At 69.1% G+C, this 22,738-nt stretch carries 23 protein-coding genes and 1 tRNA gene; 14 read left to right on the top strand and 10 right to left on the bottom strand.

Features of this window, described 5'->3' with window-relative positions:
• The first annotated feature begins 47 nt into the window (after positions 1–47).
• Both U8D42_RS16025 and nudC read left to right on the top strand, forming a co-directional pair.
• Positions 48–1,118: a potassium channel family protein gene (locus U8D42_RS16025; RefSeq protein WP_085241610.1), complete on the top strand. Its 1,071-nt coding sequence runs from the start codon at positions 48–50 to the stop codon at positions 1,116–1,118.
• Positions 1,119–1,174: 56 nt separating this feature from the next.
• Positions 1,175–2,107 carry an NAD(+) diphosphatase gene (gene nudC, locus U8D42_RS16020; protein ID WP_322859695.1) on the top strand — a complete coding sequence of 311 codons (933 nt, stop codon included), beginning with the start codon at positions 1,175–1,177 and terminating at the stop codon, positions 2,105–2,107.
• 3 nt (positions 2,108–2,110) lie between these two features.
• Here the strand turns inward: nudC and U8D42_RS16015 are convergent, their stop codons facing one another.
• Entirely contained in the window at positions 2,111–2,785 is a 675-nt protein-coding gene (locus U8D42_RS16015; protein ID WP_085241609.1) for a sensor domain-containing protein, read from the bottom strand.
• 80 nt (positions 2,786–2,865) lie between these two features.
• Positions 2,866–3,120: a mycoredoxin Mrx1 gene (gene mrx1, locus U8D42_RS16010; protein ID WP_090422836.1), complete on the bottom strand. Its 255-nt coding sequence runs from the start codon at positions 3,118–3,120 to the stop codon at positions 2,866–2,868.
• 159 nt (positions 3,121–3,279) lie between these two features.
• On the opposite strand from mrx1, the gene U8D42_RS16005 reads away from it, so the two are divergent.
• The 3 genes from U8D42_RS16005 to U8D42_RS15995 all read left to right on the top strand — a co-directional run bounded on the left by U8D42_RS16005 (position 3,280) and on the right by U8D42_RS15995 (position 6,069).
• Positions 3,280–5,391, top strand: a complete 2,112-nt coding sequence (locus U8D42_RS16005) for an ATP-dependent DNA helicase UvrD2 (protein ID WP_322860145.1) — start codon at positions 3,280–3,282, stop codon at positions 5,389–5,391.
• Positions 5,392–5,492: 101 nt separating this feature from the next.
• Entirely contained in the window at positions 5,493–5,654 is a 162-nt protein-coding gene (locus tag U8D42_RS16000) for a hypothetical protein (RefSeq protein WP_167542711.1), read from the top strand.
• 145 nt (positions 5,655–5,799) lie between these two features.
• On the top strand, positions 5,800–6,069 hold the full coding sequence (locus tag U8D42_RS15995) for a WhiB family transcriptional regulator (RefSeq protein ID WP_085241606.1): 270 nt from the start codon (positions 5,800–5,802) through the stop codon (positions 6,067–6,069).
• Here the strand turns inward: U8D42_RS15995 and U8D42_RS15990 are convergent.
• A complete protein-coding gene (locus U8D42_RS15990) occupies positions 6,066–7,409 on the bottom strand; it encodes a macrolide-binding ATPase MABP-1 (RefSeq protein ID WP_085241605.1) in 1,344 nt (447 codons plus the stop codon). The two genes, U8D42_RS15995 and U8D42_RS15990, sit on opposite strands and share 4 nt — an antisense overlap.
• 140 nt (positions 7,410–7,549) lie before the next feature.
• Here U8D42_RS15990 and U8D42_RS15985 point away from each other — a divergent pair, with 140 nt between their 5' ends.
• Positions 7,550–7,723, top strand: coding sequence for a hypothetical protein (locus tag U8D42_RS15985; protein ID WP_090422838.1), 174 nt, complete (start codon positions 7,550–7,552; stop codon positions 7,721–7,723).
• Here U8D42_RS15985 and U8D42_RS15980 read toward each other — a convergent pair.
• Together U8D42_RS15980 and U8D42_RS15975 are read right to left on the bottom strand one after the other, a co-directional pair.
• The gene (locus tag U8D42_RS15980) at positions 7,720–8,532 is read right to left on the bottom strand and encodes a TOMM precursor leader peptide-binding protein (RefSeq protein ID WP_322860146.1); all 813 of its coding nucleotides are present in this window, start codon (positions 8,530–8,532) and stop codon (positions 7,720–7,722) included. The genes U8D42_RS15985 and U8D42_RS15980 overlap by 4 nt on opposite strands.
• Positions 8,533–8,610: 78 nt before the next feature.
• Positions 8,611–9,972 (bottom strand): zinc-dependent metalloprotease, encoded by a 1,362-nt coding sequence (locus tag U8D42_RS15975; RefSeq protein ID WP_322859696.1) that lies wholly within the window; start codon positions 9,970–9,972, stop codon positions 8,611–8,613.
• Positions 9,973–10,049: 77 nt separating this feature from the next.
• Between U8D42_RS15975 and U8D42_RS15970 the strand changes: the two genes are divergently transcribed.
• On the top strand, positions 10,050–11,072 hold the full coding sequence (locus U8D42_RS15970; protein WP_085241760.1) for a YlbL family protein: 1,023 nt from the start codon (positions 10,050–10,052) through the stop codon (positions 11,070–11,072).
• A 74-nt stretch (positions 11,073–11,146) separates the two neighbouring features.
• Entirely contained in the window at positions 11,147–14,137 is a 2,991-nt protein-coding gene (locus U8D42_RS15965) for a UPF0182 family protein (protein WP_322859697.1), read from the top strand.
• 3 nt (positions 14,138–14,140) lie between these two features.
• On the opposite strand, the gene U8D42_RS15960 is transcribed toward U8D42_RS15965, so the two are convergent.
• Positions 14,141–15,121 (bottom strand): GlxA family transcriptional regulator, encoded by a 981-nt coding sequence (locus U8D42_RS15960; RefSeq protein ID WP_431523778.1) that lies wholly within the window; start codon positions 15,119–15,121, stop codon positions 14,141–14,143.
• 106 nt (positions 15,122–15,227) lie between these two features.
• Between U8D42_RS15960 and U8D42_RS15955 the strand changes: the two genes are divergently transcribed.
• Complete coding sequence (locus U8D42_RS15955) at positions 15,228–15,878, top strand: HD domain-containing protein (protein ID WP_322859699.1); 651 nt, start codon at positions 15,228–15,230, stop codon at positions 15,876–15,878.
• Between the two features lie 151 nt (positions 15,879–16,029).
• Positions 16,030–16,106, top strand: a tRNA-Met gene (locus U8D42_RS15950).
• A 105-nt stretch (positions 16,107–16,211) separates the two neighbouring features.
• Here U8D42_RS15950 and U8D42_RS15945 read toward each other — a convergent pair.
• The 4 genes from U8D42_RS15945 to U8D42_RS15930 form a co-directional block, all read right to left on the bottom strand.
• Positions 16,212–17,099: a universal stress protein gene (locus U8D42_RS15945; RefSeq protein ID WP_322859700.1), complete on the bottom strand. Its 888-nt coding sequence runs from the start codon at positions 17,097–17,099 to the stop codon at positions 16,212–16,214.
• Between the two features lie 55 nt (positions 17,100–17,154).
• A complete protein-coding gene (locus tag U8D42_RS15940; RefSeq protein ID WP_322859701.1) occupies positions 17,155–17,586 on the bottom strand; it encodes a DUF2267 domain-containing protein in 432 nt (143 codons plus the stop codon).
• Between the two features lie 14 nt (positions 17,587–17,600).
• Positions 17,601–17,810, bottom strand: a complete 210-nt coding sequence (locus U8D42_RS15935; RefSeq protein WP_085241596.1) for a dodecin family protein — start codon at positions 17,808–17,810, stop codon at positions 17,601–17,603.
• A 229-nt stretch (positions 17,811–18,039) separates the two neighbouring features.
• The gene (locus U8D42_RS15930; RefSeq protein WP_322859702.1) at positions 18,040–18,528 is read right to left on the bottom strand and encodes a glutathione peroxidase; all 489 of its coding nucleotides are present in this window, start codon (positions 18,526–18,528) and stop codon (positions 18,040–18,042) included.
• A gap of 184 nt (positions 18,529–18,712) precedes the next feature.
• On the opposite strand from U8D42_RS15930, the gene U8D42_RS15925 reads away from it, so the two are divergent.
• From U8D42_RS15925 to U8D42_RS15910, 4 genes are all read left to right on the top strand, one after another.
• The gene (locus U8D42_RS15925) at positions 18,713–20,023 is read left to right on the top strand and encodes an MCE family protein (RefSeq protein ID WP_322859703.1); all 1,311 of its coding nucleotides are present in this window, start codon (positions 18,713–18,715) and stop codon (positions 20,021–20,023) included.
• A 56-nt stretch (positions 20,024–20,079) separates the two neighbouring features.
• Complete coding sequence (locus tag U8D42_RS15920; RefSeq protein WP_322859704.1) at positions 20,080–21,264, top strand: cation:proton antiporter; 1,185 nt, start codon at positions 20,080–20,082, stop codon at positions 21,262–21,264.
• A gap of 86 nt (positions 21,265–21,350) precedes the next feature.
• Positions 21,351–21,620 (top strand): hypothetical protein, encoded by a 270-nt coding sequence (locus U8D42_RS15915; protein ID WP_322859705.1) that lies wholly within the window; start codon positions 21,351–21,353, stop codon positions 21,618–21,620.
• Between the two features lie 110 nt (positions 21,621–21,730).
• Complete coding sequence (locus tag U8D42_RS15910) at positions 21,731–22,729, top strand: Acg family FMN-binding oxidoreductase (RefSeq protein ID WP_322859706.1); 999 nt, start codon at positions 21,731–21,733, stop codon at positions 22,727–22,729.
• The last annotated feature ends 9 nt before the right edge of the window (positions 22,730–22,738 follow it).

Genomic DNA, 22,738 nt, shown 5'->3' with positions numbered 1-22,738 from the left:
AGGCGTGCGTGTCTTGTGCGCTGGCGTCGAGCCGATGACGGGCCGCCGTGCGCAACGGTAAGTCCCGGCAAGTGAGCGGTCTGGACGAAACGCTGACCGCCCAGCGCGGCCACCAGTTGGTCGGCGTGGTGCGCATCCCCGAGGAGCACGCCAGCCCCATCCGCGTCATCACCCGCCGGGTGGCCATCGCGTTGGTGGTGTTGTTCGCCGCTGCCGTCATCGTGTACGCGGACCGCAACGGGTACCGCGATGTGCGGGGCCAGCCGCTGACCTTCCTGGACTGCGTGTACTTCTCGGCGGTGTCACTGTCGACGACCGGCTACGGCGACATCACCCCCTACACCGAAACCGCGCGGCTGGTGCACACGCTGATTTTCACGGCGCTGCGGATCGCGTTCCTGGCCGTGTTGGTCGGTACGACCCTCGAAGTGCTCTCCGAGCGGTCCCGGCAGGGGTGGAAGATTCAGCGTTGGAGGAGCAGAGTGCGCAACCACACGATCGTGATCGGCTACGGCACCAAGGGCAAGACGGCGGTCGCCGCCATCCTCAGTGACGAGGCCGCCCAGGGTGACGTTGTCGTCGTCGACACGGATCGGACCACCCTCGAGCACGCCGCCAGCGCCGGCCTGGTCACCGTGCACGGCGACGCGACCAAGGCCGACGTGCTGCGGCTGGCCGGGGCGCAGCACGCGGCCTCGATCATCGTCGCCACCAGCCGTGACGACACCGCGGTGCTGGTGACGTTGACCGCGCGGGAGATTGCGCCCAACGCCAAGATCGTGGCGTCCATCCGGGAGGCCGAAAACCAGCACCTGCTGCAGCAATCGGGCGCGGACTCGGTGGTGGTGTCCTCGGCCACCGCCGGTCGCCTGCTCGGCCTGGCCACCACCACACCCAGCGTCGTGCAGATGATCGAGGACCTGCTGACCCCCGACGTCGGGCTGGCGATCGCCGAACGCGAGGTCGAGCCGGCCGAGGTCGGCGGCTCCCCGCGGCATCTGCGCGACATCGTGCTCGGTGTGGTGCGCGACGGCCACCTGCTGCGCATCGGCGCCCCCGAGGTGGACGCCGTCGAGGCCAACGACCGGCTGCTCTACATCCGACAGGCCGGGCACTGATGGCGATCGCGAGCGCGGCGGAGCCGGGCGAAGCGGGTCGCCATCAATCGGATCGCGTGAGTATTGCGGACTTTCAGCTGCACAACGTTCCGCTGCTGTCGCGCGTCGGTGCCGACCGCGCCGACCAGTTGCGCACCGACGTCGAAGCGGCCGCCGCCGGGTGGGCGGACGCGGCGCTGCTGCGGGTGGATTCGCGCAGCCAGGTGCTGGTCGCCGACGGCCGGGTGGTGCTCGGCGCCGCGGCCAGGCTGGGCGACAAGCCGCCACCGGAAGCGGTGTTCCTGGGCCGCATCGACAACGGCCGCCACGTGTGGGCGATCCGCGGCGCGCTGGAGGCGCCCGAGGACCCCGACGTGCACGCCGAGGTGGTGAACCTGCGCGGACTCGGCTCGATCCTCGACGACACCAGCAGTCAGCTGGTGTCGTCGGCGCTCGCGCTGCTCAATTGGCATGACTCCGCCCGGTTCAGCTCGGTGGACGGCTCACCGACCAGGCCGGCGCGGGCGGGCTGGGCGCGGGTCAACCCGGTCACCGGTCACGAGGAGTTCCCCCGCATCGACCCGGCGGTGATCTGCCTGGTCCACGACGGCGGCGACCGCGCGGTGCTGGCCCGCCAGGCGGCGTGGCCGGAGCGGCTGTTCTCGCTGCTGGCCGGGTTCGTCGAGGCCGGTGAATCGTTCGAGGTCTGCGTCGCCCGCGAGATCCGCGAGGAGATCGGCCTGTCCGTCCGCGACGTGCGTTACCTGGGCAGCCAGCCGTGGCCGTTCCCGCGCTCACTGATGGTCGGCTTCCACGCCGTCGCCGACCCGGCGGAGGACTTCTCGTTCAACGACGGCGAGATCGTCGAGGCGGCCTGGTTCACCCGCGACGAGGTGCGCGCGGCGCTGGCCGCGGGCGACTGGTCCAGTTCGGCGGAGTCGAAATTTCTGCTGCCCGGGTCGATCTCGATCGCGCGTGTGATCATCGAGTCCTGGGCCGCGATCGGCTGACCCCTACTTGATGCGGTCGGTCACCGTCTGCAGGACCGTGTTGGCGACCTGCTCGGTGGGTTCGATCCCGAGCACGCCGACCGACACCAGCACCGATGACTTCACCGTGTACAGGTGAATCCATCCGTCGGAGCCGAGCTTGAGCGTCTGCGTGTCCGGCTTGTTCAGCACGAAGTCGTAGGCCGAGTGGTGCAGCGAAACGCACTGGTCCAGGGTGGCGTGCAGCTGGTTGAGCGCCCCGCGCGCGGCGGTCGCGTCCGGGTAGACGGCGACGGTGTTGGTGATCTCGTTGATCGGGGCGATGCCGCCGGGCCGCAAATCGTCGGTCGAGCCGCTGTAGGCCACCGAACGATATTCCTTCCAGCCCTCCGCGAACGTGAGGTCTGTGGACCCGACCGCGCGGCACGGGCCGGGCGGGTTGCCGGTGTTCTCCCGCGGCGGATCGTGCCGGTCGGCGTACGAATATGGTTGCAGCCCTTCGAAATTGGCGATGCGACGCGCTTCTTCGAGGCTGATGACCAATGATTCGGCGTAGCTGGGTTTGGGAGCCGTCGCCGTCTTGCTCGGCGCGTGCGCGCACGCCGACACGACCAAGGCGCAGCACGCGACGACGGCCGACGCCCTGCCCAGCACCGACAGGCGCCGGAGAAAACGGCTCGACCGCGGACTCGACGGCATGGTCACCAATGTTAGGGCCGCCGCAGCGAGTCCGATGAGTACTTGACCAACGCCGGGCGCGTGTCGACGCGCCGGGACGCTCAGGCTCCGGTTTCGGCGAGCTTGGCCTTGACCTCGGCCGCGCTGGGGTTGGTCAGCGTCGACCCGTCGGCGAACTTCACCGTGGGAACCGTCCTGTTGCCGCCGTTGACCGAACCGACGAACTCGGCCGCCGCGGGGTCCTGCTCGATGTCGACCGCCTGGTAAGCGATTCCGTTGGACTTCAGCACGGTCATCAGGCGGTGGCAGTAGCCACACCACGAGGTCGTGTAGACGGTGATCGGGGCAGAGGTCATAGCTCGATAACGTAGCCGGGCGGCACTGTGTTCCGCGCCGCGGGCGCCGGTAGTTGGGGGACGGTGGCCGCCCCGCGCATCCCGGCGTGTCAGGACAACTCGCCGACGCGCACCGGGCGGCGCCACGGTTTGTCGGCCGCCGCTGCCAAGATGGACGCCATGCCGACGGTCGCCGATGCCCTGACCGCCGGGCTGGACGACGAGCAGCGCGAGGCGGTGCTGGCTCCGCGCGGCCCGGTCTGTGTGCTCGCGGGCGCCGGAACCGGCAAGACCCGCACCATCACGCACCGGATCGCCCAGCTGGTGGCCGGGGGTCACGTGGCCGCCGGGCAGGTGCTGGCGGTCACCTTCACCCAGCGGGCCGCGGGGGAGATGCGTTCGCGGCTGCGCGCGCTGGACGCCGCCGCGGGCACGGACACCGGCGTCGGCGGGGTGCAGGCCCTGACGTTTCACGCCGCGGCGCACCGGCAGCTGCGGTACTTCTGGCCGCGGGTGGTCGGTGACACCGGCTGGCAGCTGCTGGACACCAAGTTCGCGGTGGTGGCCCGGGCGGCCAGCCGCTCCCGGATCAACGCCAGCACCGAGGACGTCCGTGACCTGGCGGGGGAGATCGAGTGGGCCAAGGCGTCGCTGATCGGTCCTGAGGACTACCCGGCCGCGGTGGCGGCGGCCGGACGGGACATCCCCTTGGACGCCGCCCGGGTCGCGACGGTGTACGCCGCCTACGAGGCGCTGAAGGTCCGCGACGAATCGGTCACGCTGCTCGACTTCGACGACCTGCTGCTGCACACCGCCGCCGCGATCGAAAACGACGCCGCCGTGGCCGACGAGTTCCGGGGCCGCTACCGCTGCTTCGTCGTCGACGAATACCAGGACGTCACCCCCCTGCAGCAGCGGGTGCTGACGGCGTGGCTCGGTGACCGGGACGACCTGACCGTCGTCGGCGACGCCAACCAGACCATCTACTCGTTCACCGGGGCCTCACCGCGCTTCCTGCTCGACTTCTCGCGGCGGTATCCCGACGCCACCGTGGTTCGCCTGGAACGTGACTACCGATCCACCCCCCAGGTGGTGTTGCTGGCCAACCAGGTGATCGCCGCGGCCCGCGGCCGGGTCGCCGGCAGCAAGCTGCACCTGGTCGGGCAGCGCCCGCCGGGCCCGGCGCCGTCGTTTCACCAGCATCCCGACGAACCGGCCGAGGCCGCCGCGGTCGCGGCCGCGATCGCCCGGCTGATCGAATCGGGCACCCCGCCGTCGGAGATCGCCGTGCTGTACCGCGTCAACGCGCAGTCGGAGGCCTACGAGGAGGCGTTGACCGAGGCGGGCATCCCCTATCAGGTCCGCGGCGGCGAGGGCTTCTTCACCCGCCAGGAGATCAAGCAGGCGCTGCTGGCGCTGCAGCGGGCCGCCGAGCGCGGCTCCGAGAATGGTCTGGCGGGGCCGCTGCCCGAGGTCGTGCGGGCGGTCCTGGAACCCCTGGGGCTGACGGCCGAGCCGCCGGTCGGCACCCGCGCCCGGGAGCGCTGGGAGGCGCTGAGCGCGCTGGCCGAGTTGGTCGACGACGAGGTGGCCCAGCGGCCGCAGCTGGAGCTCACCGGCCTGCTGGCCGAACTCCGGTTGCGCGCGGACGCGCGGCACCCACCGGTGGTGCAGGGCGTCACGCTGGCCTCGCTGCACGCCGCCAAGGGCCTGGAATGGGATGCGGTGTTCCTGGTCGGGCTGGCCGACGGCACCATGCCCATCTCGCACGCGCTGGCGCACGGCCCCGACAGCGAGGCCGTCGAAGAGGAACGTCGGCTGCTCTACGTCGGGATCACCAGGGCGCGAACGCATCTGGCGCTCAGCTGGGCGCTGGCCCGCAGCCCCGGCGGGCGGCAGGGCCGCAAGCCGTCGCGGTTCCTCAACGGCATCGCGCCGCAGGCGCGCGCGGACACCGCGCCGGGCCGACCGCGTCGCAACCGGGGCGCCGCGGCGCGCTGCCGTATCTGCAACAAGGACCTGACCACCCCGGCGGCGGTCATGCTGCGGCGCTGCGAGACGTGTGCGGCCGACGTCGACGAGGAGCTGCTGCTGCGGCTCAAGGCGTGGCGGCTGGACATCGCCAAGGAGCAGAAGGTGCCGGCGTATGTCGTCTTCACCGACAACACCCTGATCGCGATCGCCGAGCTGCGACCCGACGACGAGGACGCGCTGATCGCCATCCCCGGCATCGGCGCGCGCAAGCTGGAACAGTACGGGCCCGACGTGCTGGAGCTGGTGCGCGGCCGCTGACCGCTAAAGGCGCAGGTCAGAAAATCGGTTGTGGGGAACGCCGGCGACCATCTACCCTCGAAACCGCGTTCTGCGCGCTGACGGAAAGGAGGGTGGCCGCGATGATCAACGACGCGTTCGGTGTCGGCGTGGCCGCTGCGGCGCTGTCCGCGCGCGCCCTCCAGGCCGCCCACACCGCTATGCCGGCGGCCGCGCTCAAGCATCGCGCCGCCGCCGCGCCGCACGCGTCCGCGCGACTCGAGGTCCGCCGAATGGCCGCCTGACAGCCCGGTTTTCACCGAAATGGCCACGGACCCGAAGTCATAGGATCCGTGGCCACAGTTTTGAGGGCGTCAGTTTCCAAGCCCGCTACCTGGCCCGGATTCGGAAGAAGAAGGAAGCCCCGACCAGGAAGCAGGTGAGCAGGACATGGCGGTACTGACAGTCCCCGGACAGCCGTCAACCGCGTTGCCGTGTCACGCCGGCGACCCCGACCTCTGGTTCGCCGAGACCCCGGCCGACCTGGAGCGCGCCAAGGCCCTGTGCGCGGGCTGCCCGATCCGGCGGCAGTGCCTGACATCGGCGCTGGAGCGGGCCGAGCCCTGGGGGGTGTGGGGCGGCGAGATTCTCGACCGGGGCTCGATCCTGAGCTTCAAACGACCGCGCGGGCGGCCCCGCAAAGACGAGGCCGCGGCCTAGACGACGGCGCTGTCGGGCTCGGCGAAGCCGGGGATCAGCTCCTCGGACAGCGCCTTGATCGGCACCCGGGCGTCCAGCTGGCACAGGATCGCGGCCACCGACGCGATGACGCGCATCGGGATGGCCAGCTTGGGCGGCAGGTCCATCTGCCGGGCCGTCTTGATCTGCGACACCGACCGGTCGATCTGGCCCACGGTCATGCGCTGCAGCCACTTGCGCGTGTAGTGGAATTCGTCGACCTCGATGGGTTCGACGTACTGGCGCAGCATCTCGTCGATGTCGCGGACCGACACCTGCTGGCCCTTCTGGATGAAGCCGACCTTCTCCATCGTCGGCAACAGCAGGTCGTAGTTCTTGTCGCGGGCCAGGCGGATCGTCATCCCCAGCTCGATCGGGTAGCCGCCGGGCAGCGGCGCGACGGCGCCGAAGTCGATGACGCCCATCCGGTCGTCGGGAAGCAGCATGAAGTTGCCCGGGTGGGCGTCGCCGTGCAGCATCCCCAGCCGGCGCGGCGCGTCGAAGGTGAGTTCGAGCAGCCGGGTGCCGATGAGGTCGCGCTGCTCGCGGGTGCCGCTGCGGATGATCTCGGCCAGCGGCAGGCCGTCGATCCACTCCTGGACCACGACCTTGGGCGCGCTCGCGACGACGTGGGGGATCGCGAAGTGCGGGTGGCCCTCGTAGGCCTTGGCGAAGGCGCGCTGGTTGTCGGCCTCCAGCCGGTAGTCGAGCTCCATCTCGGTGCGTTGGACCAGCTCGTCGACGATGCCCTGGACGTCGGCGCCCGGGGCGAGCTGCTTCACCACGCCGACCATCCGCTGCATGGTCTTGAGGTCGGCGCGCAGCGCCTCGTCGGCGCCCGGGTACTGGATCTTGACGGCCACCGGGCGGCCGTCGGCCCACACCGCCTTGTGCACCTGGCCGATGCTGGCCGAGGCGACGGGCTTGTCGTCGAACGAGCTGAACCGCTCCCGCCACTTGGTGCCCAGCTGGCCGTCGAGCACCCGATGCACCTTGTTGGCCGGCAGCGGCGGGGCGTCCTTCTGCAGCTTGGTCAGCGCCTCGCGGTACGGCTCGCCGTACTCGTCCGGGATCGCGGCCTCCATGACCGACAGGGCCTGACCGACCTTCATCGCTCCGCCCTTGAGCTCGCCCAGGACGGTGAACAGCTGGTTGGCGGCTTTCTCCATCAGCTCGGCCTGGACTTCGTCCCTCGACTTGCCCGTCAGCCGCTTGCCGAAGCCGAGCGCCGCCCGGCCGGCGAAGCCGACCGGGATGCTGGCCAGCTTCGCGTTCCGCGCCGCACGGCCACGTTTGATGTCTGCCACGTATCCATCATCCACGACGGCCGGTGTGGCTCGCGCTTGATCTTCACAACAACTCGTCCCCGCGCGGGCGTCGGCTCCGGGCCCTAGGTTGTCCTTGCGGGTCCCATCCGGCGGCCCCGCGAAGGGCTCATCCGAAAGGCGGTACCGGCCAGGCCATGTCAGCCAAACAATCGCAGCACGACGCCGCGGACTCCCTGTTCAGGGCGATCATCGAAACACTGGACAAACACCGCAACGACCGCACCCTGACCGCGGAGATCCTGCACCAGCTCGCGACCGCCTACGAGTCGGTGTCGGCGAACGTCCCGGAGCAGGGGCGGCTGGGTTAGTTCCCGCAGGGGCACAGCGGATGCCGGGTCCACTGCCGCACGACGATGGCGCCGGCGTCGAGGTCGAATTCCAGTGTGGCGTTCAGCGTCTGGGGCTCGGGTACGGCCTCTTGGTTGCGGACCGCCGCGATTACCCGGTTCACCTGGCTCAACGCCAGCGCCGCGGTCGCCAGCAGCGTGGCCCGGTCGGCGACGCCGACGGTTTCCCGCAGCTGCGCAGAGATCGCCGGCCACGCCGCGTCGCGGTCGCGCCGATGCAGGTCGGCGCAGCCCAGGCAGCTGGTGGCACCGGGGATGACCAGCGGACCGACCAGCCCGACACCGTCGCGGACCCGGACCGGCAGGTGGGGGACACGCCGGGCGTGCAGCTCGCGGAGCATCCGGGGGTCGGCGACCAGGTAATCGGACAGCACCACCAGGTCGACGGCGGAGACCGACACGGCGGCGTGCGGCTGCCTGCTGTGGGCGATCCGCGCGCCCGAGCAGCGCAACGCCTCGACGAGCAGCTCCGAGAGCGGCCCGCGGCCGTGGATCCGGATGGACGGCGCGCGACCGCGCGACTTCGCGCATTCGGTGGCGACGCCCGCGCCCACCAGCTGGGCGACCAGGTCGCTCAGCCCCTCGGCGTCCGGCAGGCCGCGGTCGGCGGCCCGTCGGCGCAACTCCGAGAGCGGCATCGGCGATCGCATGGACCGTAGTAACGCGGCCAGCTCGGCCGCGGCCAAGTCACCCGGTGGGCGCACCAGCACGGCCCGGCGGGGATCCCAACCGACCTGGACGGCGCCGTCGGGCCGCAGCAGCACCGGCATGGCCGGGTCCAGGGCATAGGTGGCAAGCGGGGTCGGTGACACCGGTGCACTGTGCCACGCCGCGGGCCGGCGCCCCGGTCAGTTGTCCACAGGACCGGCGCCGGGATCCTCGGGGTTCTCCTCGAGCTTGGCGATCGCCTCGTCGATGCCGCTGGTGTCGCCGCCGACCACCCGGTCGATGAAGCCGGCCGGCTCGTCGAGGTCCTCGGCGTCGGGCAGCAGATCGGGGTGCTGCCAGATGGCGTCGCGGGCGTCCACGCCGGCGGCCTCGGTGAGGCGCTCCCACAGCGCGGCGGCTTCGCGCATCTTGCGGGGCCGCAGCTCCAGGCCCACCAGCGTCGCGAACGTCTGCTCGGCCGGACCGCCGGTGGCGCGGCGGCGGCGCAGCGTCTCGCTGAGCGCGGCCGCCCCCGGAATCCGGTCGCCCAGGGCCGCGGTCACGACCACCTGCACCCAACCCTCGATCAACGCCAGCAGCGTCTCGAGGCGTTCCAGCGCCTGTGTCTGCGCCGGGGTCGCCTTGGGCTCGAAAACGCCTTGGCCCAAAAGGTTTTCGATGGCAGCCGGGTCGGAGAGCGTCGCCGGGTTGAAGTCGCGGGCCAGCTCCTCGATCCCGCTCATGTCGATCTGCATGCCACGCGCGTAGGCCTCGACGGCGCCCAGCAGCTGGCTCGACAACCAGGGCACGTGGCTGAACAGCCGGTGGTGGGCGGCCTCCCGCGCGGCCAGGAACGTCAAGATCTCGCTGCGGGGCTGCTCGAGTCCGGCGGCGAACGACTCCACGGCGTCGGGCAGGATGGCGGCAACACCCTTGGGCCCCAACGGCAGACCGATGTCGGTCGACGTCAGCACCTCGCGGGACAACCGGCCGAGCGCCTGCCCCAGTTGGGAGCCGAAGGCCATGCCTCCCATTTGCGACATCACCGCCATCAGCGGGCCGGCCATGCTCTTGGCCTCCTCGGGCAGCGACGACGCCCACACCGTCGAAATCTGCTCCGCCATCGGGTCGCACAACCGCTTCCACGTCTGAAGGCTGTTGTCGACCCAGTCGGCCGGGGTCCAGCCCGCGGCCTTGCTGGTGCCGGCGGGCAACGCGGTGGCGCCGTCCAGCCAGGTTTCGGCGAGGTGCACCGCGTCGGCGATCGCCGACTGCGTGGTGGCCGGGATCGGCGCCACGAACCCGATCGAGTTGGTGGCCACCCGGCGCGCCAACTCGTAGTTGACCGGTCCCGACGCTTCCCCGCCGGCCATCACGGTGCCGGCGCTGGAAAACATCTGACCGAGCTGGGTGAAGATCTGTCCCAGGTCGCCCATCCCGAACGCCCCGAACGGATCGGAGCCGCCGGAGCCCGAGTGGGGGTCTTTCTTCCCGGGTTTGTCGGGGTCTTCTCCGGGGGAGAAGCCGAAAGGCAGGTCAGCCATACCGTCAACGGTACTCACCGCGGAAACGGGGCGGGCGCTCTCGGGTCAGCTTGTGGCTGAACCGGCCGCCGCGGGCGCCGTCTAGTGTGATCGGCGTGAACAGGCGGATTCTGACCCTGATGGTCGCGCTGGTCCCGATCCTGGTCTTCGGCGTGTTGCTCGCGGTGGTGACGGTCCCGTTCGTCTCGCTGGGGCCCGGCCCCACCTTCGACACGCTCGGCGAGGTCGACGGCAAGCAGGTGGTGGCGATCGAGGGCACAGCGACGCATCCGACCACCGGGCACCTGAACATGACCACGGTGTCTCAGCGCGACGAGCTGACCCTGGGCGAAGCGCTGACGCTGTGGCTTTCGGACCAGGAGCAGCTGGTACCGCGCGATCTGATCTACCCGCCGGGCAAGTCGCGGGACGAGGTGGACAAGGCCAACAACGCGGACTTCAAGGATTCCGAGGACAGCGCCGAGTACGCCGCCCTGGGCTACCTCAAGTACCCGGCCGCGGTGACCGTCGCGAGGGTCACCGACCCGGGTCCCTCGGCGGGCAAGCTCAAGGACGGCGACGCCATCGACGCCGTCAACGGCACCCCGGTGGCCGACGTCGACCAGTTCACGGGGCTGCTGAAGGGCACCAAACCCGGTCAGACGGTGACGATCGATTACCGGCGCAAGAACGAACCGGCCGGCGTCACGCAAATTACGCTGGGCGCGAACAAGGATCGGGACTACGGCTTCCTCGGTGTCGCCGTGCTCACCGCGCCCTGGGCGCCCTTCGTGGTCAACTTCAACCTCGCCAACGTGGGCGGCCCCTCGGCCGGCTTGATGTTCAGCCTGGCGGTGGTCGACAAGCTGACCACCGGCGACCTGGCCGGCTCCAAGTTCATCGCCGGGACCGGCACCATCTCGGCCGACGGGAAGGTCGGCCAGATCGGCGGCATCACGCACAAGATGGTCGCCGCCCACGCCGCCGGCGCCACGGTGTTCTTGGTGCCGGCCAAAAACTGCTACGAGGCGAACTCGGACAATCCGTCCGGCCTGCGCCTGGTGAAGGTCGAGACCCTCAGCCAGGCGGTCGACGCGCTGCACGCGATCACGTCCGGGGGCCAGCCGCCGAGCTGCTGAAGCACGGCCGGGATCGCAGGTCGCGCGATGCGTAGAGTTGTCACCGTCGATCAATCGAGCAGGGAGCGTAGCCAGTGGGGATGCGGCCCACCGCACGGATGCCGAAGCTGACTCGGCGTAGCCGGATTCTGATTCTGATCGCACTGGGTGTGATCGCTTTGCTGCTGGCCGGTCCGCGGCTGATCGACGCGTACGTGGACTGGCTGTGGTTCGGCGAGCTCGGCTACCGCTCGGTGTTCACGACCGTGCTGGTCACCCGGTTCGTGGTCTTCCTGGTCGCCGGTCTGCTGGTGGGCGGGATCGTGTTCGCCGGCCTCGCGGTGGCCTACCGCACCCGCCCGGTGTTCGTGCCCAGCAACGACAACGATCCGGTGGCCCGGTACCGCGCCGTCGTCCTCTCCCGGTTACGGCTGGTGGGCATCGGGGTCCCGGTCGCGATCGGCCTGCTGGCCGGCATCATCGCGCAGAGCTACTGGGTGCGGATCCAGCTGTTCATGCACGGCGGGGACTTCGGCATCCGGGATCCGCAGTTCGGCAAGGACCTCGGCTTCTACGCGTTCGACCTGCCGTTCTACCGGCTGCTGCTCAGCTACCTGTTCGTGGCGGTGTTCCTCGCCTTGGTGGCCAACCTCTTGACGCACTACATCTTCGGCGGAATCCGGCTGTCGGGCCGCACCGGCGCGCTGAGCCGCTCGGCCCGGATCCAGCTGGTCAGCCTGGTCGGGCTGCTGGTGGTGCTCAAGGCCGTCGCCTACTGGCTGGACCGCTACGAGCTGCTGTCACACACCCGCGGCGGGAAGCCCTTCACCGGCGCCGGGTACACCGACATCAACGCGGTGCTGCCGGCCAAGCTGATCCTGATGGCGATCGCGCTGATCTGCGCGGCCGCGGTGTTCTCCGCGATCGTCCTGCGCGACTTGCGGATCCCCGCGATCGGCCTGGTGTTGTTGCTGCTGTCGTCGTTGATCGTGGGCGCCGGGTGGCCGCTGATCGTCGAGCAGATCAGCGTCAAACCCAATGCCGCCCAGAAGGAAAGCGAATACATCGGCCGCAGCATCACCGCGACGCGGCAGGCGTACGGCCTGACCTCGGACGTGGTGACCTATCGGACCTACGCCGGCGACACGCAGGCCACCGCCCAGCAGGTGGCCGACGACCGGGCGACCACCTCCAACATCCGGCTGCTGGACCCGACGATCGTCAGCCCGGCGTTCACCCAGTTCCAGCAGGGCAAGAACTTCTACTACTTCCCCGACCAGCTGTCCATCGACCGCTACGTCGACCGCAACGGCTCGCTGCGCGACTATGTCGTCGCCGCCCGCGAACTCAACCCCGACCGGTTGATCGACAACCAGCGGGACTGGATCAACCGGCACACCGTCTACACCCACGGCAATGGGTTCATCGCCTCGCCGGCCAACACCGTGCGCGGAATCGCCAACGACCCCAACCAAAACGGTGGCTATCCCGAATTCCTGGTCAACGTCGTGGGCGCCAACGGCAACGTGATCTCCGACGGCCCGGCGCAGCTCGACCAGCCGCGCATCTACTACGGTCCGGTCATCTCCAGCACGTCCGCCGACTACGCGATCGTCGGCCGCAACGGCGCCGACCGCGAATACGACTACGAGACCAGCGCCGACACCAAGAACTACACCTACACCGGGCTCGGGGGAGTGCCCGTCGGGGACTGGCTGTCGCGCAGCGTGTTCGCCGCCAAGTTCGCGGAGCGAAACTTCTTGTTCTCCAACGTGATCGGCTCCAACAGTCGAATCCTGTTCAACCGCGACCCGGCCCGGCGGGTGGAGGCGGTGGCGCCGTGGCTGACCACCGACAGCTCGGTGTACCCGGCGATCGTCAACAAGCGACTGGTGTGGATCATCGACGGCTACACCACGTTGGACAACTACCCGTACTCCGAACTGACCTCGTTGGAATCGGCCACCGCCGACTCCAACGAGGTGGCGTTCAACAAGCTGGCCCCCGACAAGCAGGTCTCCTACATCCGCAACTCGGTCAAGGCCACGGTGGACGCCTATGACGGCACCGTCACGCTGTATCAGCAGGACGAGCAGGACCCGGTGCTCAAGGCATGGATGCGGGTCTTCCCCGGCACGGTCAAGCCCAAGAGCGACATCACCCCCGAGCTCGCCGAGCACCTGCGCTACCCCGAAGACCTGTTCAAGGTGCAGCGCATGCTGCTGGCCAAGTATCACGTCAACGATCCGGTGACGTTCTTCTCCACCTCGGACTTCTGGGATGTGCCGCTGGACCCGAACCCGACCGCGAGCAGCTATCAGCCGCCCTATTACATCGTCGCGAAAAACATTGCCAAGAACGATAATTCGTCTTCGTATCAGCTGACCAGCGCGATGAACAGGTTCAAGCGGGACTACCTGGCGGCCTACATCAGCGCGAGCTCCGACCCGGCGACGTACGGCAAGATCACCGTGCTGACCATCCCGGGTCAGGTCAACGGGCCCAAGCTGGCCAACAACGCCATCACCACCGATCCGGCGGTGTCCCAGGACCTCGGCGTGATCGGGCGCGACAACCAGAACCGCATCCGCTGGGGCAACCTGCTCACCCTGCCGGTGGGCCAGGGCGGTCTGCTGTACGTCGAACCGGTGTACGCCTCCCCGGGGGCCAGCGACGCCGCCTCGTCGTACCCGCGGCTGATCCGGGTGGCGATGATGTACAACGACAAGATCGGCTACGGCCCCACCGTGCGCGACGCCCTGACCGGGCTGTTCGGTCCCGGCGCGGGCGCGGCCGCGACGGGCATTCAGCCCACCGAGGCCGGCGCCCCGCAGGCCCCGCCGGCGAGCCCACTCCCGCCTGCCGGTACGCCGGGAGCGGCACCGGGGGCGCCGCCGCCGGCCGCCGCGCCGCAGGTACCGGACGGATCGGTGGCACTGTCCCCGGCCAAATCCGCTGCGCTGCAAGAGATTCAGGCAGCGCTCGGGGCGGCCAAGGACGCCCAGAAGAAGGGCGACTTCGCCGCCTACGGGGCCGCGCTGCAGCGGTTGGACGACGCGATCACCAAGTACAACAACACCAAATAGCCCTCAGGCCCCGGCCATTCCGGCCGTCCGGAACCTCTCCCGGTACGCCTTCGGGCTGATGCCCAGGTGGCTGACGAACACCCGTCTCAGCGTTTCGCCGCTGCCGAAGCCGGCCAAGCCCGCGGTCTCGCTGACGGACCGGCCGGATTCCAATGCGCCACGGGCAAAGTCGATCCGAACCAGCTCGACATAACGGGCCGGGGTCATCCCCAGCTCGGATTGGAAGAGCCGGGTGAGCTGACGGGTGCTCAGCGACGCCCGCGCGGCAAGGGATTTCACGCTGTGGTTGGCGGCGGGGTCGGCCGCGACCGCATCGATGACCGCCCGCAGCGGCGACTGCGGCGGCGGGTCGGCCTCGACCAGCACCGAGAATTGCGACTGGCCCCCCGCGCGTTTCAGGTAGACGACCAGCCAGCGGGCTACGTTGCGAACCAGTTCGGTCCCGTAATCCATCTCGACCAACGCCAGCGCCAGGTCGATGCCCGACGAGATGCCGGCCGAGGTGAAGACCTCGCCGTCGCGGACGAAGATCGCGTCGGGCTCGACGGTGACGTCAGGGAAGGCCCGGGACAACACCCGGGTGTCGTGCCAGTGCGTGGTGGCCCGCCGGCCGCTGAGCAGCCCGGCCTGCGCGAGGATGAACGACCCCGTGCAAATGGATCCCATCCGCCGCGACCGTGCCGCGACCGACCTGACCGCCTCGACGAGCGCGGGATCGATCGGCCGCGCGGGCAGGTGGTCACTGCCGGCCACCAGCACCGTATCGGCCGACTGGATCGACGAAAGGTCGTCGGTGACGCCCAGTCGGGTCCCGATCGATGTCGTCACGTCCCGTCCATCCACCGACGCGATTTTGAGCCGGTAGTCGGCGCCGAACCGGTTGGCTTCGACGAACACTTCGCCGGCCCCCGCGACGTCCAGCAGCGTCACGTCGTCGAAGACGACGATCACCACCGTTCGCGAACGCGCTGCCGCTTCACCCACGCAAGACATTGTCGCTTTCTGTGGACAGGACGGCGCGAACGCCCACGGTCGGTTCGCGTGCGCGGCCGCACACTGGCTGTCACGGTGACCCGAAGGAGACAACACCATGACCACCAGCTCAATCGACACCATCGCCGGCGTCCGCATCCCCGACTCGTCGTTGGCGCGCGAGACGACCGAGTTCATCCGCGACGTCGAGGACGACCTGTTGTTCAACCATTCGCGGCGCGTGTTCCTGTTCGGCGCGCTGCAGGGCATGCGCCGCGGGCTGCGGCCGGACCTGGAACTGCTCTACGTCGGCGCGATGTTCCACGACCTCGGGCTCACCGAGCGCTACCGCAGCTCCACGATCCGCTTCGAGGTCGACGGCGCAAACGCGGCCCGCGACTTCCTCACCGCCCGCGGTGTCGACAAAGCCGCCGCCGACAAGGTGTGGCTCGGGATCGCGTTGCACACGACGCCCGGCGTGCCGGAGTTCCTCGGCCCCGAAGTCGCTCTGCTGCAAGCCGGTGTCGAGGTCGACGTGGTCGGCGTTTGCCGCGAGTCCCTTGCCCCCGATGCCCTCGCGGCGGTGACGGCCGCCCACCCGCGCCCCGATTTCAAGGAGCGGATCCTCGCGGCTTTCAACGACGGGATGAAGCACCGCCCGCTGACCACCGCCGGCACCATGAACGCCGACGTGCTGGCCCACTTCGATCCCGCCTTCGAGCGCGTCGACTTCGTCGACGCGATCCTCAACAACAGCTGGCCCGAATAAGCGGACTGGCCCGGCCTTCTACGCCGAGATTGCCGTCATGGCTGTGGTCGTCGCATAACCCACGACCATGGCGGCAATCTCGCCGCCGCGGGCCCGGTGACCGCGCGATTTGGTCGCGCTCGCTCCGGTTCGGTAACCTGTCATTCACCAACGCGGGGTGGAGCAGCTCGGTAGCTCGCTGGGCTCATAACCCAGAGGTCGCAGGTTCGAATCCTGTCCCCGCTACCAAGTGAAACGGCCCCCGGAGATCTCTTCGGGGGCCGTTTTCCACAGTTGGGTTCCCGCCATGGCGATCGCGATGAGGTAGCCCAGCGCAAGTGCCCCCGTTCGCCGCTACGACTCGCGAGAGACGATCACCACCGATTGCGCCGCATGCGCGACGGCTGTGCTCACCGAGCCCAGCAGCATGCCGGCGAATCCGCCGCGACCGTGACTGCCGACGACGACGAGTTGTGCGGACTCCGAGTGCTCGATGAGTTGACGAGCCGGCTGATCGCACACCACCACCGGTCGCACCCTGACATCGGGGTACCGCTCCTGAAATCCGGCGAGCCACTCGGCGAGCGCCTGTTGCGCCTGCGCTTCCATCATCTCGAGATCCAGACCTGGCACTTCCGACATGCTGACGTCCGACCACGCATGCAGTGCCACCAACTCCACGCCCCGGCGAGAGGCCTCGTCAAAGGCGATCTCCGCCGCCTGTTTTGATGCGGCCGAACCATCGATTCCCACCAGCACCGGTGCCTGCGGGCGCGGCGGGGCCTCATCATGGACGACCGCGACCGGGCAATGCGCATAGTTCACCAGGCCGGTGCTGGCCGAGCCGAACGGGACCCGGCTGAACGCGCCTTCGCCCCGGCATCCCACGACCATGATGTCCGCGATCTTGGACTCGTTGACGAGCGTGGAAACGGTCGGGCCACGTACCACCACGCTGTACACGAACGGCGGGCCATGGTCGCCGGTGCTGTCGGCGACCACCTTGCGCGCGTCCTCGAGAATTCGCCGTGCCTTGTCGTCCTGCCGCTCAAAATAGTCTTCAGGAATCGGAATCGCCGGCCACGGCGCAACCGCCGGCACGACCGGTGCGATGACATGCATGAGCGTCAGCGGAACATTGCGTATCGCCGCATCGCGCGCCGCCCAGTCCACCGCCGCCAGCGACGAGGCTGATCCGTCAACGCCGACCAAGATGCCACGATGGGTTTCGTGCCCGGACATGTCGTTCCCCTGCTTTTCTCGTTAAGCGACTAGGAATTAGGTGACGCGCATCGATTCACTGCTGGGGCTGCAGCATCTTGCGAATTTCCATGGGGAGCTGACCCAGCGCCTTGTCGATCTGGGCACCCGGCAGGTGGTGCGAGACGGCCGCGGTAGTGGCGGCGGCGGCTTTGCCGACGTCTTCGAGCGCGATGTTCGCCTCCCGCGCGAATCGGACGGCGTAGGCCTTGGCGTCGTACTTGTCGGGGACGACAGTGGGATTCCATGCCTGGTAGAAGACGCCCCTGATCAGGTCGGGAAGCTGGGCCGCGAAGTGAGCGGTCGCCTCGACAGTGAGCCGATCGCGCAGGGTGTGCAGCCAAGCCCTCAGGACTCGGTAGGCGAACTCGCGATCCTCGGTGTCGAACTCCCTGGCCACATCGTTGATCCAGGTGTGCGCGGAGTCGATTGCGTGATCGAGCGCCGTGACCTTGGTTTTCGTCGACATGGTTACCTCCGGCTCTAGTCGAGGACGAATGTGACCAGCATGTTGACGCGGTAGGCCACGATCCCGCCGTCCTTCACATCCACCGACTGCTCCTTGATCCAGGCCGACTTGACACCACGCAAGGTCTCCTCGGCCCGGGCGAGGCCAGTCTTCACAGCATCTTCGAAACTGGTGTCGGACCTCGCGCTGATCTCGGTGACGCGAGCGACGGTGCCTCCTGACATGATGACCTCCCAGGGTCGATATCGGATGATCTCAGGCAGTGACCATTCAACTCCGGTGCGACGGAGGCAAAAAGTGGCGATGGACTCCGCGCCGGAGGACTTTCGGCCACTCGCCGGAAATGGACGAAGCCGGTAGGGCCAGTTGCTGAACCTGATGGTGAGCGTCGCTGCCGCGATATGCGGGGGCGAAACGGGGTGGATTCCGGCCCGCCGAGCCGTTTGCTGCCGCCTATCGCGGCAGCATGGCCTCGATGGCGCTGATGACGTCCGGGGCGTCGGGCTCCGTGCGGGGCCGAAACCGCTGAACCACCTCACCGGCGGGGGAGATGAGGAATTTCTCGAAGTTCCACTGGATGTCTCCGGCCTCACCGGCGGAGTCGGCGGCCTTGGTCAACTCGGCGTAGAGCGGGTGGCGGTCGTCGCCGTTGACGTCGGTCTTCGCCAGCAGCGGGAAGGTCACCCCGTACGTCGTCGAGCAGAACTCCCGGATCTCTTCGGCGGTGCCCGGTTCCTGGCCCATGAACTGGTTGCAGGGCACGCCGACGACCGTCAGGCCGCGACCGCGATAGTCCTCGGCCAGCTTCTCCAGCGCCGTGTACTGCGGGGTCAGTCCGCATTTGGAGGCGACGTTCACGACCAGCGTTGCGCCATCGGACAATTCGGCCAGCGTGGTCGGCCGGCCGTCGAGGGTGGTCAGGGCGATGTCTTTGAGGGTCACGCTCATGACGCTAACGCAAGCTCGGGCGACGGGCCGGATTGATTTGTGCGAACGGCGGTTCGCCTGTGAATGACCGCCAAGGTACATTCCTGGGGGCTTCGTTATTGCATGTGTGTGTACAGCCCGTGATACGGGGAAGGCACCGCCGCGGCACCGGGACGCGGCGCAGAGGTGAGGGGCGCTGGTGACCACGTCTTCCCCGGTACAGGTCAACTCTCAGCGCGTCCCCCCGTACCGCTGGATCGCCGTCGCCGTCCTGGTGGCCCTGGCCATCGTGTTCACGCTCGTCTACGTGCAGTTCCGCGGCGGTTTCACCCCGAAGACCAAGCTGACGATGCTGGCGTCGCGGGCGGGGCTGGTGATGGATCCGGGGTCGAAGGTCACCTACAACGGGGTGGAGATCGGCCGGGTGGGCAACATCTCCGAGACCGTGCGCGACGGCAAGCCGGCCGCCAAGTTCACGCTGGAGGTCTATCCGCGGTACCTGTCGCTGATCCCGGCCAACGTGAACGCCGACATCAAGGCCACCACGGTGTTCGGCGGCAAGTACGTGTCCCTGACGACGCCGCAACACCCCTCCCCGCAGAGGCTCAACCCGCACACCGTGATCGACGCGCGGTCGGTGACCACCGAGATCAACACGCTGTTCCAGACGGTCACCTCGATCGCGGAGAAGGTGGATCCGGTCAAGCTGAACCTGACGCTGAGCGCGGCCGCGCAGGCGCTGACCGGGCTGGGCGACAAATTCGGGCAGTCGGTGGTCAACGCCAACGCGGTCCTCGATGACGTCAACCCGCAGATGCCGCAGGCGCGTCGCGACATTCAACTGCTGGCGGGCCTGGGTGACACCTACGCCGACGCCGCCCCCGACCTGCTGGACTTCCTGAACAACGCGGTGATCACCGCGCGCACCGTCAATGCCCAGCAGAAGGATCTGGACCAGGCGCTGTTGTCGGCGGCCGGGTTCGGCAACACCGGCGCCGACATCTTCAACCGCGGTGGCCCGTTCCTGGCGCGCGGCGCGCAAGACCTGGTGCCCAGCGCGCAGCTGCTGGACGCCTACAGCCCCGCCATCTATTGCACGCTGCGCAACTACCACGACGTCGTGCCCCTCACCGGAGCGTCCGAAGGCGGTTTCAACGGCTACTCGCTGAACATGAACACCGAGGCGCTGTCCGGGCTGGGCCTGCTGGCCAACCCCGTGTCGGCGGTGGCCACCCTGGCCAGCCTGGTCGGTGGCCTGGCGGGGGTCGTCGGCGGCGCGCCGAACCCGTACACCTACCCGGAGAACCTGCCGCGGGTGAACGCGCACGGCGGGCCGGGCGGCGCCCCGGGCTGCTGGCAGCCCATCACCCGTCACCTGTGGCCCGCACCCGAATTGGTGATGGACACCGGCAACAGCATCGCGCCGTACAACCACCTCGACACCGGATCGCCGTATGCGATCGAGTACGTCTGGGGCCGACAGGTCGGGGATAACACGATCAATCCCTAGAAGGGTGCCGCCGAGAATGCAGAATGTCTTCGTGCCGGCGCGCAGGGACCGCTGACGTGGCGGGGTTTGGCTTCCACACCCTGGCCCTGCTGACGGCCATCGGCCTGGCCGGTCCGCTGCTGGCCGCGCTGCCGGGCCTGCGGATACCGGTGATCATCGGTGAACTGCTCGCCGGCCTCGTCGTCGGCCGGACCGGCCTGGGTGTCCTCGATGTCACCAACCCGACGCTGCAGCTGCTCGCCAACGTCGGTTTCGCGCTGGTCATGTTCGTGGTGGGCACCCATGTTCCGGTCGGCGCCGGCGCGCTGCGCTCCTCGCTACCGCAGGCCCTGGCGCGGGCCGCGCTGGCCGGCGCCGTCGCGGCGGCGCTCGGTGCCGCACTGGCGGCGGTGTTCGGAACCGGCCATGCGGCGATGTACGCGGTCCTCATGGCCTCGTCGTCGGCGGCGCTGGCACTGCCGGTGATCGACTCACTGCGATTGCAGGGCCCACAGGTGATCGCTGTTACGGCGCAGATCGCGGTCGCCGACGCGGCCTCTATCGTTTTGCTGCCGTTGGTGATTGACCTCAAACGCGCGCCGACGGCTGCACTGGGCGCGCTGGCGGTGGCCGGCTGCGCGACGGTGCTGTTCGTGTTGCTGCGCGCCTCCGACGCCAGGGGACTGCGCCGCCGACTGCACGTCTACTCCGAGAGGCGCCGGTTCGCGCTGGAGTTGCGGACCAACCTCGTCGTGCTGTTCGCCCTGGCGGCGCTCGCCGTCAGCACGCACGTGTCGGTCATGCTGGCCGGCTTCGCGGTGGGCCTGGTGGTCGGCATGGTCGGCGAACCGCGACGGCTGGCCCGCCAGCTGTTCGGGATCACCGAGGGGTTTTTCAGCCCGCTGTTCTTCGTCTGGCTGGGCGCGTCACTGCAGGTGCGTGAGCTGGGTTCGCACCCGAAGCTCATCCTGCTCGGCGCCGGGCTGGGCCTGGGAGCCGTGCTGGCGCACTGCGCGGGCAGGCTGCTCGGCCAGCCGTTCACCCTGGCGGTGCTCTCGGCGGCTCAGCTCGGCGTGCCGGTGGCCGCCGCCACCATCGGTACCCAGGAACACCTGCTGGTCGCCGGCGAAGCGTCCGCCCTGATGTTCGGCGCCTTGCTGACCATCGCGGCCACCTCGATTGCGGGGGCTCTCGCGTCACGCAAGCAAATGACCAAAGGCCCTTCCGCCGCGGGACCTCCGCATCCTCGAAAGCACGACTGAAGCACTCGCCGCCCGTTGCATTCGGCCCTGTGGCCGGAAGCGGGGGAGTGGTCGGATGGACTCCAAGCTCGATCGAGGAGGCCGTGATGAGGTTCACCACACGAAGCCACCACCACCTGCGACACATACCGGCCGCAACGATGTTCCGCGTTACCGATCGTCTGCACGGCGGACGCACCGTCCGGGTGCCCGGTCACGAGATCGCATCCATCGTGTCCGCATGGCTGGCGGAGCTGGGTGCCCACAGCCCCCTGGTCGACGAGCTGGCCCGGGCGGCGTGCCTGGGCGACTGGTCGATGGCCTACGCCATCGGCGACCAGCTGTCGGTGGACGTGGCGATTTCGGCGGCCGCGTGATCGCGCGATTGGCCCAAAGTCCTTCGAGCTAGAGCCGTCAGGCTCTCGTCGGACAGGCGGCAATCGGCGATCGTAAAGAAGACGAAGAAATGTCGAAGGGAACGACCGCCATGAACACGCGCTTTCCGGATGCCGGCACGATCCGGACGGTCCTGAGTTTGGCATCCCGGGCACCTTCGGTGCACAACACCCAACCGTGGCGGTGGCGCGTGGACGCGGCGAGTCTGCATCTCTATTCGGACTCGAGCCGGCAACTGCCCAACACCGACCCGGACGGCCGGGACCTCATGTTGAGTTGTGGTGCGGCGCTGCACCACTGCGTCGTCGCACTCGCGGCGGTCGGGTGGCTGTCCAAGGTGACGCGGCTGCCGAATCCCGCCGACCCCACCCACCTTGCGGCGATCGAACTTTCGCCGCACCGTGCCGACACCGTCGACATCGCGCTGGCCGCGGCGATACCGCGGCGGAGAACCGACCGGCGCTACTACAGCTCCTGGCCGGTGCCCGTGGGCGATGTCGCCCTGATGGCGGCGCGGGCGGCGCGCAGCGGGGTGACGCTGTGCCAGGTCGAGGACTTGGACAACCTGCGCAACATCGTCGCGCAGTCCGTCCAAGACCACTTGAACCAGGATTATCTCGCCGAACTCACGGCCTGGAGCGGCCGCTACGCGTCGTTGGCCGGCGTCCCCGCGCGCAATACGCCCGCACCGGACCCCGCCGCGAAGATCCCGAGCCGGTTCTTCGCCGGGCCGGTGCTGTCCATGCCCCCGGACTCCTCCTCGGCCGACGACAACGCCGTCGTCCTCGCGCTGGGCACTCGCAACGACGACCGCCTGGCCCAGTTGCGTGCCGGGGAGGCCACCAGCGTCGTGCTCCTCACCGCGACGTCGCTGGGGCTGGCCAGCTGCCCGGTCACCGAACCGCTGGAGACGCCGGGCACCCGTGCGGCGATCCAGTCCGACATCTTCGGCGACAGCAACTATCCGCAGATGCTGCTCCGGGTGGGCTGGGCGCCCATCAACGCCGACCCCCTGCCGGCGACACCGCGGCGCGAGCTCTCGGACTTCGTCGAGTGGGCCGTCGAGCACGAACACCAGCCCGTCTACTGAGACGGCGAA

Source organism: Mycobacterium europaeum (assembly GCF_034555895.2).
Classification (GTDB): domain Bacteria; phylum Actinomycetota; class Actinomycetes; order Mycobacteriales; family Mycobacteriaceae; genus Mycobacterium; species Mycobacterium europaeum.
The sequence above is the reverse complement of the archived record's forward strand: the minus strand, read 5'-3'. Positions and strand labels throughout refer to the sequence as shown.

Bases quoted from the DNA above. Each gene is read 5' to 3' on its own strand.
- U8D42_RS16015 (WP_085241609.1), bottom strand. From the start codon at position 2,785: ATGCCGTCGAGTCCGCGGTCGAGCCGTTTTCTCCGGCGCCTGTCGGTG.
- mrx1 (WP_090422836.1), bottom strand. From the start codon at position 3,120: ATGACCTCTGCCCCGATCACCGTCTACACGACCTCGTGGTGTGGCTAC.
- U8D42_RS16005 (WP_322860145.1), top strand. From the start codon at position 3,280: ATGCCGACGGTCGCCGATGCCCTGACCGCCGGGCTGGACGACGAGCAG.
- U8D42_RS16000 (WP_167542711.1), top strand. From the start codon at position 5,493: ATGATCAACGACGCGTTCGGTGTCGGCGTGGCCGCTGCGGCGCTGTCC.
- U8D42_RS15995 (WP_085241606.1), top strand. From the start codon at position 5,800: ATGGCGGTACTGACAGTCCCCGGACAGCCGTCAACCGCGTTGCCGTGT.
- U8D42_RS15985 (WP_090422838.1), top strand. From the start codon at position 7,550: ATGTCAGCCAAACAATCGCAGCACGACGCCGCGGACTCCCTGTTCAGG.
- U8D42_RS15980 (WP_322860146.1), bottom strand. From the start codon at position 8,532: ATGCCGGTGCTGCTGCGGCCCGACGGCGCCGTCCAGGTCGGTTGGGAT.
- U8D42_RS15955 (WP_322859699.1), top strand. From the start codon at position 15,228: ATGACCACCAGCTCAATCGACACCATCGCCGGCGTCCGCATCCCCGAC.
- U8D42_RS15945 (WP_322859700.1), bottom strand. From the start codon at position 17,099: ATGTCCGGGCACGAAACCCATCGTGGCATCTTGGTCGGCGTTGACGGA.
- U8D42_RS15940 (WP_322859701.1), bottom strand. From the start codon at position 17,586: ATGTCGACGAAAACCAAGGTCACGGCGCTCGATCACGCAATCGACTCC.
- U8D42_RS15935 (WP_085241596.1), bottom strand. From the start codon at position 17,810: ATGTCAGGAGGCACCGTCGCTCGCGTCACCGAGATCAGCGCGAGGTCC.
- U8D42_RS15915 (WP_322859705.1), top strand. From the start codon at position 21,351: ATGAGGTTCACCACACGAAGCCACCACCACCTGCGACACATACCGGCC.
- U8D42_RS15910 (WP_322859706.1), top strand. From the start codon at position 21,731: ATGAACACGCGCTTTCCGGATGCCGGCACGATCCGGACGGTCCTGAGT.